Here is a 12,608-nt window from a genome sequence, read left to right on the forward strand (position 1 = left end):
GTTTCAATCGATCGCGGACGCAACATTCGCCCTTGAGCGTTCGGCGGCGGCGTCAGGCGCTTTCGAGAGCACGCAAGGTGGAATAGTCGTGCTCCGCGACGGCCCTCGACAGATCGTGGGCGGTCTGGAGACTCATCCAGAATTCCGGCGTGGTCCCGAAGAACCGGCCGAGGCGGCAGGCCGTGTCGGCGGTCATCCCGCGGCGACCGCGCAGAAGTTCGCTGATGCGGTTGGCCGGCACCTCGATCGCCTTCGCCAGAGCGTTGGCGCTCATTTCCAGGGGTCGAAGGTATTCTTCGAGCAGGATCTCGCCCGGATGAGATCTAATGCGAGGCATGCCGCACCCTCCTTCAGTGATAATCGACAATCTCGACATCCTCGGGCCCCGAACCGTCCCATCGGAAGCAGATGCGCCATTGATCGTTGATGCGGATGCTCCACTGGCCCTCGCGATCACCCGACAGCTTCTCCAGACGGTTGCCGGGCGGGCTGCGCAGGTCGCTCACGACGGAGGCGGCGTTCAGCATATCGAGCTTGCGCCCGGCCGCAGCTTGAAAGGACCGTCAGCGGCGATGGCACACACCGTGCACGTCCAGCGCTTCGGTGTCCCTGTTGCGGTAGCTGAGGATCATGAGGTCGTCATTGTACGGACAACGTACAACATTGTCCGATGCTCCACAACCGCACCCGCGCGATCCGGCCTGCGTCGCCGGCCAACATATGTGGAAAACTGGTATTCCGTGGGGTTGCAAAGATTGCCGCTCGCCCCAGGCGCGGGGCGGAACCATAAACCTTGGCTGTCTGTTTCGTTCATGTCCCGCTCAGGCCGCGTCCCCCATTAGTCTCGCCAACATCCCTATTTCCTGTCACAGGAGACGTCTTCGTGCGCATTGCCCAGGTTGCCCCGCTCGCGGAAGCCGTGCCGCCGAAGTTCTATGGCGGCACCGAGCGTGTCGTATCGTGGATCACGGAAGAACTCGTTCGCCAGGGTCACGACGTGACCTTGTTCGCGAGCGGTGATTCTCAGACTTCGGCCAAGCTTGCCGCCTGCCACCCGGAGGGCCTGCGCCTTCTCGGCTACCGCGATCACACCGCGGGCCACCTCGCCATGCTGCATCACGTGCATCGCCGGGCGCATGAATTCGATGTGATCCACTTCCACATCGATCTCTTGCAGTATCCGATGTTCGAGGATCTCTATCACAAGTGCCTGACGACCATGCACGGTCGCCTGGACGTGCCGGACTTCATGCCGGTCTACAACACCTTCACCGGCATGCCCCTGGTCTCGATCTCGGACAACCAGCGCGATCCGATGCCGGAGAGCTCCAACTGGCTGGCCACGATCCACCACGGCCTGCCCAAGCAGAACTGCCCCTACTATCCGGAGGCCAAGGGCGGCTACCTCGCCTTCCTCGGCCGCATCTCGCCCGAGAAGCGCCCCGACCGCGCGATCGAGATGGCGATCCGTTCCGGCACGCCGCTGAAGATCGCCGCCAAGGTCGACAAGGCCGACCAGGAGTATTGGGACGAGAAGATCGAGCCGATGATCCATCACCCGCTGGTGGAGTATATCGGCGAGATCAATGAGGAGCAGAAGAAGGACTTCCTCGGCAACGCCCTCGCGCTCGCCTTCCCGATCGACTGGCCGGAGCCCTTCGGTCTGGTGATGATCGAGGCGATGTCGGCTGGCACGCCGGTGATCGCCTTCGGCAACGGCTCGGTACCGGAGGTCATCAAGGACGGCGTCAGCGGCTTCATCGTCAACTCGATGGACGAGGCGATCGAGGCGTGCCGCAAGGTCAAGGATCTGCCGCGTGCCGGCGTCCGCGCCCATTTCGAGGGCCGCTTCACCGCCGAGGTCATGGTCCGCAAGTACGTCTCGGCCTACGAGCAGCTCCTGGCCGGCCAGGGAAACGTGCTCAAGATGCCCGCCGCCGGCGCCTTCTCGCCCCAGTACGGTGAGCTGAACGGTTCGGCCCACGGCCCGATCCACGTCGCCGCGATGCCGGCCTAACCGCTCGACGAAAACCCGCCCCGGCCCTCGCCGGGGCCGGCAGAGCGCCTAACTGAATGGGTCCGACAGGGCCGCCGGTCGCTACGAGGCGATCGGCGGCCTTCGATTTGCGAGGGTCACCTCGCTCGCATCGGATCAACGGCAAAAAGGCGCTTCGCATGGCGGCACAGGACGACGCAGCCCATCTCCACGCCGACGGCTCCGAGGGACAGACGGCCTCGCGGTTCGGCTTCCTCGACGCTGACGAGAACCTGCCGCAGTATCATATCGAGGCGCAGGCCTCCCTAGTGGACCGCCCCTTACGCGCCCTCAAATACGGCGAGGCTTTCGCCGTGCTCGACAGCTACGGCGACATCGGCTGGGTTCCGGGGCCGGAGGGCCTCTACTTCCAGGACACGCGCTACCTCTCGCGCCTCGCGCTGACGATCGAGGACGAGCGGCCGATGATGCTGTCCTCGGCGATCCAGGACGACAACGGGGCGCTCAGCGTCGATCTCACCACCCCCGATATCCGGCTCGACGCGGGCGACGAGACCGCGATTCCCCGCGAGCTGATCGCCATCGAGCGCACCAAGTTCCTGTTCAAGGGCGCCTGCTACGACCGGATCGGCCTGCGCAACTACGACACCCGCCGCCGTCGCCTGCGCATCGGCGTGACGTTCGACGCCGATTACCGCGATCTGTTCGAGGTGCGCGGCTCGGACCGGGCCAACCGCGGCAAGCGGACCGTCGAGCGCCGCAGCGCGACCGAGGTGCAGTTTCGCTACGCCGGCCTCGACGAGATGGTGCGCACCACCTCGCTGCATTTCGGGCCGAAGCCGCACACGCTGGAGCCGGGCAAGGCCGAGTTCGTGGTCGAACTGGAGCCTGGAGCCAACACCTCGCTGTTCATCCGCGTCGTGTGCCAATCGCACCGCGCCTATACCAGCGCGCCGGGCCCCGAGCGGGCGGGTGAATCCGCCGCCGCAGCCCTGTCGCGGGCGGCGGGCAGCCTGGCTGAGCAGCCGGACCGGTCCCTGGGCGAGGGGCGTGTCTTCGCCCGCGCCTACCGCGACAACCGCCGCGACCAGCGCCAGATCACCGCCGGCATCACCACGATCATCTCCTCGAACGATCAGTTCAACGAGGGCCTCTGCCGGGCAACCGCCGACCTCTACATGCTGGCGACCCGGACGCAGGAGGGCATCTACCCCTTCGCCGGCATCCCCTGGTACTCCACGGTGTTCGGGCGCGACGGCATCATCACGGCGATGATGGCGCTCTGGATCGACCCGAATTTCGGCAAGGGCGTGCTGCGCTTCCTCGCGGCGACGCAAGCCAAGGAAGTCGATCCGGCCGCCGACGCCCAGCCCGGCAAGGTGCTCCACGAGACCCGCCGCGGCGAGATGGCGATGCTCGGCGAGGTGCCCTTCCGGCACTATTACGGCACCATCGACGGCACGCCGCTCTTCGTGATGCTGGCGGCCCAGTATCATGAGGTGACGGGCGACCTCGACACGATCCGGGCGATCTGGCCGCAGCTCAAGCTGGCGCTGGAATGGATCGACACATACGGCGACCGCGACGGCGACGGCTTCGTCGAATATGCCCGCGAGACCGAGCAGGGGCTGGCCAACCAGGGCTGGAAGGACAGCCACGATTCGATCTTCCATGCCGACGGCGCCATGGCCAAGGGGCCGATCGCCCTGTGCGAGGTTCAAGGCTACGTCTACGCCGCCAAGCGCGGTGCGGCGCGGCTCGCGAGCATGCTCGGCGAGGACGACCTTTCGGTCCGGCTCTCGGCTGCCGCCAACACCCTTCGCGAGAACTTCGACAAGGCGTTCTGGTGCGAGGAGATCGGCACCTACGCGCTCGCGCTCGATGGCGCGAAGCGCCAATGCGCCGTGCGCTCCTCCAACACCGGCCACGCCCTGTTCACCGACATCGCCCTGCCGAAGCGGGCGCCGCGGGCGTCGCGGCGCAGCTCTTGTCCAACGACGGGTTCAACGGCTGGGGCATCCGCACCATCGCCAAGGGCGAGGCGCGCTACAATCCGATGTCCTACCACAACGGCTCGATCTGGCCGCACGACAACGCGATCTGCGCCCTCGGTCTCGCCCGCTACGGCCTCAAGGAGGAGGCGGCGCTGGTGTTCGAGGGGATGTTCGACACGAGCCTGTACTACGACCAGAAGCGGCTGCCGGAGCTGTTCTGCGGCTTCATGCGGCGGCGCCAGCGCGGGCCCGTGAACTATCCCGTGGCCTGCTCGCCGCAGGCCTGGGCAGCGGCGGCGCCCTTCGCCTTCCTGGCCGCCTGTCTCGGGCTCGAAATCGACCAAGCCCGCAACCGCATCCGCTTCCGCAATCCGATCCTGCCGCGCTTCCTCGACGCGGTGGAGCTGTTCAACCTCAAGCTCGGCGACTCGCGGGCGGATATCCGCCTGCATCGCCACGGCAACGACGTGACGGTGTCGGTGACGCGGCGCGTCGGCGACGTGCAGATCGCGATGCTGAAATAAGTCTCTTTACGCGTTGCCGGCGGCCTCATCCTTCCGGGGCCGTCGGCATTCTGAAGCCCCGTCCCGTCGCTCCGCCGCGCGGAGCCCTCATCCTCCGACGCAAAACGAAAAATGCGCCGCCCCCGCGAGGGAGCAGCGCATTTGCGGATGAGCCTGTTCCGCGGGATCGCGGAGAGGCCGGGGCCGAGGCGGTTAGCGCGGCGCCAGGATCATGATCATCTGGCGGCCTTCGAGCATCGGCTCGCTCTCGACCTTCGCGATCTCCTGGGTCTCCTGCTTCACACGTTCCAAGAGCCGGAGGCCGATATCCTGGTGGGCGATCTCACGGCCGCGGAAGCGGAGGGTGACCTTGACCTTGTCGCCTTCCTCGAAGAACCGCTGAACGGCCTTCATCTTCACTTCGTAATCGTGCTTGTCGATGCCGGGACGGAGCTTGATCTCCTTCACCTCGACCGTCTTCTGCCTCTTGCGGGCCTCGTTCTGCTTCTTCTGTTCGTTGAAGCGGAAGCGCCCGTAATCAAGGAACTTGCAGACGGGAGGGACCGAATTCGGCGCGATTTCGACGAGGTCGAGGCCGACCTCCTCAGCCATGGCCAGCGCGTCGAAGAAGGGCACGACACCCCGGTTCTGCCCATCCTGGTCGATGAGCTGGACGTCGCGGACGCCGCGTATGTCCCGGTTTGCGCGCGGCCCGTCCTTCTGCGGGGCCGGCATGGCTCTCATTGGTCTGCGAATGGCTCAGTTCTCCTGTATCAACGACAAAACGGCAGCCTGAGAGCCACCGCGTCTGGCGAGCCCCGGCCACCGATTGATCCGGCGCTGCCGGACGGCACTAACTTGGCAAATCTTCTTGCCGAGTCAACTCGCGGGACTGATTTCGGTTCACCCTGTCACGTTTTGGCTCTGTTCAGAAGGTCGGCGTAGACGTTCAGGGTGCCGTCGATCATGCGATCGAGCGAGAAATTCGCCTCGACATGGGCCTGCGCCCGGCGCGCGAGGCCGTCGCGGGCGCTGGCACCGAGCGAGAGCGCGTCCTTCAGCGCCTCGGCCAGAGCCGCGGCATCGCCGGGCGGCACCCGCCAGCCGGTACGCTGGCCGGGCTCGACATCGGGGGGCGCCAGCACGGTCTCGGGCACGGCGCCGAGATCGGAGACGACCACCGGAATGCCGAGCGCCTGGGCCTCGACCGCCGAGCGGCCGAACGCTTCCGGCTCCACCGAGGGGACCGCGACGACGGAGGCCGCGCGGAAGGCGGCCGGCATGTCGGTGCAATGGCCGACCCGGCGCACGATGCCCGACAGGCCACGCGTCTCGATCAGCGCGTCGAGCTCGCGCTCATAGGCGGTGCGTCCCTGCGGATCGCCCGCGAGCACGACGGCGAAGTCGGTGAGGCCGAGGTCGCGCAGGCGGGCGGCGGCCTCGATCAGCACGCGCTGCCCTTTCCAGGCGGTGAGCCGGGCGGCGAGCAGCACGACCCGCTCGTGCGGCGCCACGTTCCAGGCCCGGCGCAAGCTCTCGACCCGTGCCGCCGCGACCGCCGAGGGTGTGAACGCCGCCAGATCCGTGCCGCGGTGGATCACGGTGATCCGCCCCCCGGCCTGGTCGGGATGGGTCCGGCGGATCAGGTCGGCGGTGTAGTGCGAGTTGGCGATCACGACGTCGCCCCGCGCCATCACCGAATTGTACAGGACCTTGACGCTGGTCCGGCCCGAATAGCTGCCGTGATAGGTCGTCACGAAGGGCAGCTTCAGCCGGCGCGCGGCGCCGAGCGCGACCCAGGCCGGGGCGCGGGAGCGGGCGTGCAGGATCTGCACGTTCTCGCGGCGGCAGAGCCGGGCGAGACGCTCGACGTTGAGCGCCATGGCGAACGGGTTCTTGGTGTTGGCCGGGAACGGCACCCAGATCCCGCCCTTGGCCTGCAACTCGCCGACGAGCCGCCCGCCTTCCGTGGCCACCAGCGGCCGCGCGCCGGCCTCGGCGAGGGCGGCCGCGACGTCGACGGTGGTGCGCTCGGCGCCCCCTGCCTCCAGGGCCGGGATGATCTGCAGCACCGTGACGCCCGCCAACGGCGAAGCCTCGGACAACTGCACCGGGCCGCCGGACAGGCTGCCTCCGTTCATCGCGTCACCCGTGCTGGGACGGTCGCTTGGGATTGGGTCATGAGGTAAGGATTGTCCCCGCGGCTTTACGGTTCGGTAAACGAAGCGTCGCCGAGTTGTTTCAGAATCACAGGATTTCCGCGCCAGTGAGCGATCCGGAGACTTCGCCGGGCGAATTGCCCCTCGTGACGCTCGATATCGAAGGCCCCTCCCCGCGCCGGCTGGCGGTGCGGGTTCGCGAGGGCGAGGGGCCGCCCGTGGTCTGGCTCGGCGGCTTCCGCTCCGACATGCGGGCGACGAAGGCCGCCGCCCTCGACGCCTGGGCTGCGCAGAACGCCCGGCGCATGGTGCGGTTCGACTATTCCGGGCACGGCGAGTCGGAGGGGCGCTTCGAGGACGGCACCATCTCCGACTGGCTCGCGGACGCCTGCGCCGTCATCGACCGCTACGCCAACGAGCGGCCGATCCTCGTCGGCTCCTCCATGGGCGGCTGGATCGCCTGCCTCGTCGCCCGCGAGCGGGCGCGGCGCGGGGCGGATCTCGGCGGAATGGTGCTGATCGCCCCCGCCCTCGACTTCACCGAGGCGTTGATGTGGGACGCCTTCCCGCCCGAGGTCCGGCAGACCCTGGAGCGCGACGGCGTGTGGTATCGGGAGACGCCCTATGCGCCGAAGCCCGACCCGATCCGCATGGCGCTGATCGAGGATGGGCGGCGTCACCTCTTGCTGGACGCAAACCTGGAACCGGGCTGCCCGGTGCACATCCTTCAGGGCATGGCCGATCCGGACGTGCCCTATCCGCATGCCCTGCGGATTCTGGAACGCCTGCCCGCGCAGGGTACGCGGCTGACGCTGATCAAGGATGGCGACCACCGCCTGTCGCGGCCCGAGGATATCGACCTCCTCGTGCGCACGGTCGCGGCGATGGCCTGATGCGCCCCCGCCGAGCGGCGGGGAAACGGCTCTAGTGCAGGCTCACCGGGAAGAGCTGGTGGGCCATGGCGTTCGCCACGGCGACCTCGCGGGAATCCGTGAGCAGGATCGGCGCGCCGCTCGCCGAGAGCAGGGCGAACAGGTCGAGTCCGGGGGTCATCTCCGGGGCCTGCGGGAACAGGCTGCGCACCTCGTCCGAACGGATCGGGCGGACATAGGCGATGTGCCCTTCGCCGAGTGCGGCGAACTCCGCCGGGTCGATGGCGGGGTTGGCGGTCGTGTCGATGGTCAGGTCGGTTGTGGCTGTGGTCATGGAATGCCCTCCTTCCGAGGCAGAGCGTTGAACCGGATATGGTCCTGCACATCGGCAGCGACAAATCCGGGATGGGGTGGAGGCCCGAGAGACGGGCGACGCAGCCTGCGATGCATCGACGCGGCTCAGTCGCATCGTCCGTAGGCTGCGCAGGTCAGGGTCGCCGTTCGGGATCACGGATCCTTGGCGGCGATCGCGATCTTGCGCACGATGCGCTCCGGCTCCGGCCGTGCGAGATCGATCGCCAGAAGCCCGTTCGACAGCTCCGCGCCCAAGACCTCCATGCCGTCGGCAAGGAGGAAGGCCCGCTGAAACTGCCGCGCCGCGATGCCGCGGTGCAGGTAGTGACGGGACTTGTCGTCGACCTGCCGCCCCCGCACGACCAGTTGATTCTCCTCCAAGGAGACGTCGAGCTGATCCTGCGTAAAGCCGGCCACCGCGAGCGTGATACGCAAGCGTTCGGGCTCGCGTTCGCTGCGGGTGACACGTTCGATGTTGTAGGGCGGATACCCGTCGCTGGCGGCCTTCGAGACACGATCGAGTGCCTGCTCGATCTCGTCGAAGCCGAGCAGGAATGGGTACCCGAACGGGGACGGCCGCGTCATCGTCGCTCAAACCTCCGGCAAGGCCCTGGGGGATCGAACGGCGTCGAGCCCTTGGCGGCACCTTGCGGTCTCGAGCCCGCCTCGCGGCAGCGCTCTTGAGACGGGATATGGAAAGCGGGCGGATGCCGATCAAGGGTGGTCGGCCATGCGGTCGGCGAAGCGCGGGGAACGGCAATTCGGGACAAACCGGCAATCACGCCGGGACAAATGAGAAATCCCAGTTCGCTTGCCTGCCTTCTCCAATAGTTTGGAATTGCTCTGAAATTCTTTGCAAACCTTGATCGGTACCCTGCTTGTCGGATAGGCACGCCCGGAAACGTACACGGTGCTGTGACGAGCGCCGGACGTGACCTTTGCTGTATCCGCACATCGCCATGCGGTGGAGATCGCGTCACGGTGGTCTCGCCCCGGACGACGGCGCCTCTCGGCACCGTCGAAACCATGGCGAAGCGAATGTCGGCGGGACAGCGGCAGTCCTTCGGCCTTCGGGTCAAGCGGCCCGCTCCGGATCTCCGGGGCGGCGCGAGATTGGGGAGATGAGATCGTCGTGATTCAGGAAGGCTGGGCAATGAGCGATGCAGGGCCGGGACGCGGCGGGATCGGGGGACGCCTCCTCGCGGGTGCCGCCCTCGCCGCAGCGCTGATCACCGCGATCCCCGCCGCAATGGCACAGGATGCGACGCCGCCGGCCAAATCGGACGCCCCTCCCCTGAAGATCGAACTGAACCGGCTCGAGCCCGCGGGCGAGGCCTGCCGCACCTACATGCTCGTCGACAACAGCCGCGGGCCCGCGCTGAAGTCGCTCAAGGTCGATCTGTTCGCCTTCGACACGGAGGGCGTCGCGCAGAAGCGCCTCGCCGTCGAGCTGGGCCCGGTCCAAGAGAAGAAGACCGTGGTGCGGCTCTTCGATTTCGCCGGCCTCGCCTGCCCGAAAATCGGCCGCCTTCTGCTCAACGACGTGCTCGCCTGCGAGGGCGGTGACGCCACCCGCGAGACCTGCCTGGAGCGGATCGAGCCCGCCACCAAGACATCGGCCGCCTTCGATCGCTGAGGCCGGCCACGGCCGTCCCACCGGTTCGACCGGGTGCGACGGACGCCTATTGGAGCCACGAGGAGTCACACATGGATCCGACGTCCGTGCCCGCCGAGGCGGTCGCTGCAGCCCACGACATGTCGTTCATCGGTCTGTTCCTTCAGGCCGACCCGATCGTCAAAAGCGTGATGATTCTCCTCGTGGTGGCCTCGCTCGCCTGCTGGACCGTCGTCTTCGAGAAGATCGTGCGCCTCTCCGCCGCCAAGCGGCAGGCCAAGGCCTTCGACGCGATGGTCCGCTCCGAGGGCACCATCGATACCGGGCAGAAGGGCATCGCCGGCCACGTGGTCAAGGCGGGGCTCGACGCGTGGCGCGACCAGGATCCGAGCGAGAGCCGGGCCGAGCGCCGCGAGCGGATCGAGCGGGCGATGAAGGGCGCGCTTAGCCTGGAGGTGAAGCGTCTCCAGGGCGGGCTGCCGCTGCTGGCGACCTCCGGCTCCACCGCCCCCTTCGTCGGCCTGTTCGGCACGGTCTGGGGCATCATGAACTCGTTCTCGTCGATCGCGAAGAGCCAGGACACCAGCCTCGCGGTGGTGGCACCCGGCATCGCGGAGGCGCTGTTCGCCACCGCCATCGGCCTCGTCGTCGCGATCCCGGCGGTGATGGCCTACAACAAGCTCTCCGGCGACGTCGCCCGCATCCAGTCGAGCTTCGTCTCCTGCATCTCGGTGCTCGGCAACCGCCTCGCCCGTGATCGCGGCCCCCACGCCCGGGCCGCGGCGGCCGAATAATCCGCTTCTTCGCCGACCCCTGAAACCTTCGCGGCGCCCGCCTCAGCTCGGCGGGCGGCCGCCGACACCCGGAAGGGCGAAGCCATGGCCATGGGAACCGCGCGTTCGGCGAGCGACGACGAGGACGGCCTCGACGCCACGCCGATGTCCGAGATCAACGTCACGCCGATGGTCGACGTGATGCTGGTGCTGCTGATCATCTTCATGGTGGCCGCGCCGCTGATGACGACGGGCGTGCCGGTGCAACTGCCGAAGACGACCGCCGCCAAGGTGGCGCAGTCGCAGAAGCCGCTCGAAGTCTCCATCGACAAGGACGGCAATCCGTTCATCGCCAAGGACGGCTTCACGCCGGAGACGATCCTGCCGCGCCTAAAGCAGCTCAGGGCGGAGAACCCGGATCAGGTCGTGCTCGTGCGCGGCGACCGGGAGGTGCCCTACGGCCGAATCATGGAAGTGATGGGCCTCGTCGGTCAGGCGGGCTTCACCAAGGTCTCGCTGATTGCCCAATCGGCGGGTGGCGCGCCGGCCGCAGGGACGCCCCGTTAAGCCGATGGCCGCTCCCAAGCCAGCTCCGAAGGCCGCCCCCATGCCGCCGATGCAGGCCCCGATATCTGCCCCGATGCCGGCTCCCGTGCCCGCTCATGCCGGGCAGGGGTTGCCCTCGGGCCCGTCCGAGGGAGGCGGCCAGGGGCGCCTCGCGGCCGCCTTCGCCCTGGCCCTGGCCCTGCACGCCGCGGGGCTGATCGGCATCACCTATCTGCATCTGACACCGCCCGCGCCGCCGGGCGAGCAGGAGATCACCATCGATCTCGCGCCGCAGATGGCGGAGGCCGAGACGCAGGCCCCCGCCCAGACGGCGCAGTCCGAGGCGATCCCCGAGGAGGCCAAGCCCGAGGGCGAGCCGGAGACGGCCGAGCCGGTCGAGACCCCGGACGAGGTGAAGCCCCCGCCTCCCCCCGAGATGACGGAGGTCATGCCGGAGGAGGTGCAGCCGCCGCCTCCGCCGCCGGAAGCCGTCACGGAGGTTCCGCCCGACACGCTGCCCCCGCCGCCGGAGGAGCAGATCATCGCCTCCGAGGCGCAGGAGGCGGAGCCCCTGGCGCCGCCCCCGCCCGTGGTGGCGAAGGTGCCGGAGCGGCCCAAGACCGACCCCAAGATCGAGGAGCGCCGCAAGGCTGCGCTGGAGAAGAAGCGCGAGGCCGAGCGCGAGGCACGCCGCCAGGAGATCCTCGAGAAGAAGCGCGAGGAGGCGCAGAAGGAAGCGCGGATCAAGGCCGCCAAGGCGAAGGCGGAGCGCGATGCCGCCCGGCGTGCCCAGGCCGCGCAGGCGGGCAATGCGCAACGCAACTCCGCCGCCACCTCGCGTCAGAGCGCGACGGGCACGGCCGCCGCGGCCAGCGATCCCAACGCCATGGCCGCCTGGAAGGGCTCCATCGCCGCGACGATCCGTGGCCGGATGAACCGCGAGGCCGCGGCCGGCACCAGTGGCGGCGTCGCGACCGTGCGCTTCACCGTGAGCCGCTCCGGCGCGGTGAGCGGCGCGGCCGTGACCGGCAGCAGCGGGGTGGGCGCCATCGACAGCGCCGCGCTCGCGGCGGTGCGCGGCGGCTTGCCGCCCGCCCCCGCCGGGGTGACGCAGCCGAGCCTCGCCGTCACCGTGCCGCTGCGCTTCAGCCCTGGGCGTTAGGCCGGCATCGTTCTTCCGTCCGCCGCGTTGTCCCGCTCACACCGGACAGCGCGGCGGATGACCATCTTCTTCACGAGCGACACGCATTTCGGCGACCCCCGGATCCTGCGGATCGACAGGCGCCCCTTTCCGGATCTGCCGGCCCACGATGCGGCTCTGGTCGAGACCTGGAACGCCGTCGTCGGGCCGGACGACACCGTCTGGCATCTCGGCGACTTCGCCCTCGGCCCGCCCCCGGAGCGCATCGCGGCCCTGCTCGGCGCGCTCAACGGCCACAAGCATCTCATCGTCGGCAACAATGACGGCCCCGCCACCCTCTCGGCGCCCGGCTGGACCTCGGTGGCGCATTACGCAGAGACCGAAGTCGAGGGCCGCCGCCTCGTGCTATGTCACTATGCCTTCCGGACCTGGAACGGCCTCGGCCGCGGCGCGATCAACCTGCACGGCCATTCCCACGGCCGGCTCAAGCCGATCCCGCGACAATACGATGTCGGCGTCGATGCGCAGGGCTTAGCGCCGGTCACCCTCGACCAGATTCTCGTCTCTCGGCGGGGGCGTGTGTCGGAGACGGCGCGCCGGAACCGTGCCGGGCCGGATCTCGGTAGCAAGGAGGCCGCCGAGGGATAGGGATGTC

The 12,608-nt window shown here is 68.4% G+C and carries 12 protein-coding genes and 2 pseudogenes; 8 read left to right on the forward strand and 6 right to left on the reverse strand.

Annotated features, from left to right (window positions below; all coding sequences use genetic code 11):
• Positions 1-52: 52 nt before the first annotated feature.
• Together M2437_RS24890 and M2437_RS24895 are read right to left on the reverse strand one after the other, a co-directional pair.
• Complete coding sequence (locus M2437_RS24890) at positions 53-376, reverse strand: HigA family addiction module antitoxin (protein ID WP_499007120.1); 324 nt, start codon at positions 374-376, stop codon at positions 53-55.
• Positions 351-632: pseudogene (locus M2437_RS24895) on the reverse strand (type II toxin-antitoxin system RelE/ParE family toxin). Before M2437_RS24895 ends, M2437_RS24890 begins: the two are co-directional and overlap by 26 nt.
• Positions 633-883: 251 nt before the next feature.
• On the opposite strand from M2437_RS24895, the gene M2437_RS24900 reads away from it, so the two are divergent.
• Positions 884-2,017: a glycosyltransferase family 4 protein gene (locus tag M2437_RS24900; protein WP_015822208.1), complete on the forward strand. Its 1,134-nt coding sequence runs from the start codon at positions 884-886 to the stop codon at positions 2,015-2,017.
• A gap of 158 nt (positions 2,018-2,175) precedes the next feature.
• Positions 2,176-4,514 (forward strand): annotated as a pseudogene (locus M2437_RS24905) (amylo-alpha-1,6-glucosidase).
• Positions 4,515-4,706: 192 nt separating this feature from the next.
• Here M2437_RS24905 and infC read toward each other — a convergent pair.
• Together infC and M2437_RS24915 are read right to left on the reverse strand one after the other, a co-directional pair.
• Positions 4,707-5,228, reverse strand: coding sequence for a translation initiation factor IF-3 (infC, locus tag M2437_RS24910; protein WP_003602674.1), 522 nt, complete (start codon positions 5,226-5,228; stop codon positions 4,707-4,709).
• A gap of 176 nt (positions 5,229-5,404) precedes the next feature.
• On the reverse strand, positions 5,405-6,634 hold the full coding sequence (locus M2437_RS24915; RefSeq protein WP_253388981.1) for a glycosyltransferase family 4 protein: 1,230 nt from the start codon (positions 6,632-6,634) through the stop codon (positions 5,405-5,407).
• Positions 6,635-6,759: 125 nt separating this feature from the next.
• On the opposite strand from M2437_RS24915, the gene M2437_RS24920 reads away from it, so the two are divergent.
• Positions 6,760-7,545, forward strand: a complete 786-nt coding sequence (locus tag M2437_RS24920; RefSeq protein ID WP_082290137.1) for an alpha/beta hydrolase — start codon at positions 6,760-6,762, stop codon at positions 7,543-7,545.
• A gap of 31 nt (positions 7,546-7,576) precedes the next feature.
• Here the strand turns inward: M2437_RS24920 and M2437_RS24925 are convergent, their stop codons facing one another.
• Positions 7,577-7,858: a BQ00720 family protein gene (locus M2437_RS24925; RefSeq protein ID WP_003602679.1), complete on the reverse strand. Its 282-nt coding sequence runs from the start codon at positions 7,856-7,858 to the stop codon at positions 7,577-7,579.
• Between the two features lie 173 nt (positions 7,859-8,031).
• Entirely contained in the window at positions 8,032-8,463 is a 432-nt protein-coding gene (locus M2437_RS24930; RefSeq protein ID WP_003602681.1) for an Hsp20 family protein, read from the reverse strand.
• A 568-nt stretch (positions 8,464-9,031) separates the two neighbouring features.
• Between M2437_RS24930 and M2437_RS24935 the strand changes: the two genes are divergently transcribed.
• From M2437_RS24935 to M2437_RS24955, 5 genes are all read left to right on the forward strand, one after another.
• Positions 9,032-9,514: a hypothetical protein gene (locus tag M2437_RS24935; protein ID WP_003602682.1), complete on the forward strand. Its 483-nt coding sequence runs from the start codon at positions 9,032-9,034 to the stop codon at positions 9,512-9,514.
• Between the two features lie 71 nt (positions 9,515-9,585).
• The gene (locus M2437_RS24940; RefSeq protein WP_003602684.1) at positions 9,586-10,287 is read left to right on the forward strand and encodes a MotA/TolQ/ExbB proton channel family protein; all 702 of its coding nucleotides are present in this window, start codon (positions 9,586-9,588) and stop codon (positions 10,285-10,287) included.
• A gap of 84 nt (positions 10,288-10,371) precedes the next feature.
• Positions 10,372-10,833, forward strand: a complete 462-nt coding sequence (gene tolR, locus M2437_RS24945; RefSeq protein WP_003602685.1) for a protein TolR — start codon at positions 10,372-10,374, stop codon at positions 10,831-10,833.
• 40 nt (positions 10,834-10,873) lie between these two features.
• Positions 10,874-11,974 carry an energy transducer TonB family protein gene (locus M2437_RS24950; RefSeq protein ID WP_253388982.1) on the forward strand — a complete coding sequence of 367 codons (1,101 nt, stop codon included), beginning with the start codon at positions 10,874-10,876 and terminating at the stop codon, positions 11,972-11,974.
• A 57-nt stretch (positions 11,975-12,031) separates the two neighbouring features.
• Complete coding sequence (locus M2437_RS24955) at positions 12,032-12,601, forward strand: metallophosphoesterase family protein (protein WP_253388983.1); 570 nt, start codon at positions 12,032-12,034, stop codon at positions 12,599-12,601.
• Positions 12,602-12,608 lie beyond the last annotated feature (7 nt).

It is taken from the genome of Methylorubrum pseudosasae (genome assembly GCF_029504475.1).
In the GTDB taxonomy this organism is placed as follows: domain Bacteria; phylum Pseudomonadota; class Alphaproteobacteria; order Rhizobiales; family Beijerinckiaceae; genus Methylobacterium; species Methylobacterium extorquens.

Bases quoted from the DNA above. Each gene is read 5' to 3' on its own strand.
- M2437_RS24930 (WP_003602681.1), bottom strand. From the start codon at position 8,463: ATGACGCGGCCGTCCCCGTTCGGGTACCCATTCCTGCTCGGCTTCGAC.
- infC (WP_003602674.1), bottom strand. From the start codon at position 5,228: ATGCCGGCCCCGCAGAAGGACGGGCCGCGCGCAAACCGGGACATACGC.
- M2437_RS24955 (WP_253388983.1), top strand. From the start codon at position 12,032: ATGACCATCTTCTTCACGAGCGACACGCATTTCGGCGACCCCCGGATC.
- M2437_RS24890 (WP_499007120.1), bottom strand. From the start codon at position 376: ATGTCGAGATTGTCGATTATCACTGAAGGAGGGTGCGGCATGCCTCGC.
- M2437_RS24950 (WP_253388982.1), top strand. From the start codon at position 10,874: ATGCCGCCGATGCAGGCCCCGATATCTGCCCCGATGCCGGCTCCCGTG.
- tolR (WP_003602685.1), top strand. From the start codon at position 10,372: ATGGCCATGGGAACCGCGCGTTCGGCGAGCGACGACGAGGACGGCCTC.
- M2437_RS24925 (WP_003602679.1), bottom strand. From the start codon at position 7,858: ATGACCACAGCCACAACCGACCTGACCATCGACACGACCGCCAACCCC.
- M2437_RS24935 (WP_003602682.1), top strand. From the start codon at position 9,032: ATGAGCGATGCAGGGCCGGGACGCGGCGGGATCGGGGGACGCCTCCTC.
- M2437_RS24940 (WP_003602684.1), top strand. From the start codon at position 9,586: ATGGATCCGACGTCCGTGCCCGCCGAGGCGGTCGCTGCAGCCCACGAC.
- M2437_RS24915 (WP_253388981.1), bottom strand. From the start codon at position 6,634: ATGAACGGAGGCAGCCTGTCCGGCGGCCCGGTGCAGTTGTCCGAGGCT.